1 protein-coding gene and 1 pseudogene are annotated in these 1,231 nt (G+C 60.1%); one reads left to right on the top strand and one right to left on the bottom strand.

All coding sequences use genetic code 11. From position 1 onward, the window contains the following. Positions 1-251, bottom strand: a pseudogene (locus EN879_RS36400) (glycosyltransferase family 39 protein); the annotation flags it as partial. A gap of 285 nt (positions 252-536) precedes the next feature. Here EN879_RS36400 and tyrS point away from each other — a divergent pair. Continuing rightward, a partial coding sequence (tyrS, locus tag EN879_RS36395; RefSeq protein ID WP_127274740.1) for a tyrosine--tRNA ligase occupies positions 537-1,231 on the top strand: 695 nt, incomplete at its 3' end.

The raw sequence follows: 1,231 nt of genomic DNA, 5'->3' as shown, positions 1-1,231 counted from the left end.
ACCCAGATCGGCGCCGCCGCCCCCTCGCCGCTCAGCGCCACGGCCGCCGATTGCAGCCAGTAGATGCCGATCGGCTTCTTGTAGCGCGAGGCATCCTGAAAACGGATGTCGACATAGTCGGAGGTTTCGACCATCTGCTTGGTAGCCTGGACAAAACGGGATTCGTCGCGGTCGATGGGTGGAAGGCTCGCCAGTCCACTGAACGTCATCAGCACGCTGAACAGAAAGAGAAAGAGATAGTTCCTGTTCATCGCGGAGCTTTCCGGATCTGATCTGCGGGATGGCCCCGTCGCGGCGCCTCAGGCCCTGCCCTGCGCGGCGCCTCAATACGCCAGCCCAAACGACGAAGCAAGGATTCGCAACGCCATCCGCGCGGGCTGCAAACCGGAAACCACTTTTGCTGATCGCTGGACCTTTGTCTGGCGCGATCAGTCGCAAAACCGGAAACCACTTTTGCTGATCGCGCTTGGATGCTAAACGCCCGCGTTCATGCACGCCTGAGCCACAGCGGCCGGACGCTTTCGGGAATAGAAAAAATGCCTGCCTTCAAATCGGATTTCCTGCGCACGATGAGCGAGCGCGGTTTCATCCACCAGACTTCGGATGATGCCGGTCTCGACAATATCTTCGCCAAGGAGACGGTGACAGCCTATATCGGCTTCGACGCGACCGCCAAGAGCCTGCACGCCGGCTCGCTGATCCAGATCATGATGCTGCACTGGCTGCAGCAGACCGGTCACCGGCCGATCGCGCTGATGGGCGGCGGCACCTCGATGATCGGCGACCCGTCGTTCAAGGATGAGGCGCGCAAGCTTTTGACCCCGCAGGACATCGAAGACAATCTTGCCGGTATCCGCCGCAACTTCATGCCCTACCTCAAATTCGGCAGCGGTCCCAACGACGCCATCATGGTCAACAACGCCGATTGGCTGATGGAGATCAACTACGTCAATTTCCTGCGCGATGTCGGTCGTCACTTTTCGGTCAACCGCATGCTGGCCTTCGATTCCGTCAAGCTGCGGCTCGATCGCGAGCAGTCGCTGTCGTTCCTCGAATTCAACTACATGATCCTGCAGGCCTATGATTTCGTCGAGCTCTACAAGCGTCTCGGCTGCCGCCTGCAGATGGGCGGCTCCGACCAGTGGGGCAACATCATCAACGGCATCGATCTCGGCCGCCGCACGGAGGACGCGCAGCTCTATGCACTGACCACGCCGCTGCTCACCACCTC

The sequence above is a fragment of the Mesorhizobium sp. M7A.F.Ca.AU.002.02.1.1 genome, assembly GCF_003998535.1.
Lineage (GTDB): Bacteria > Pseudomonadota > Alphaproteobacteria > Rhizobiales > Rhizobiaceae > Mesorhizobium > Mesorhizobium ciceri.
This window is presented reverse-complemented; position numbering and strand designations above follow the sequence as displayed.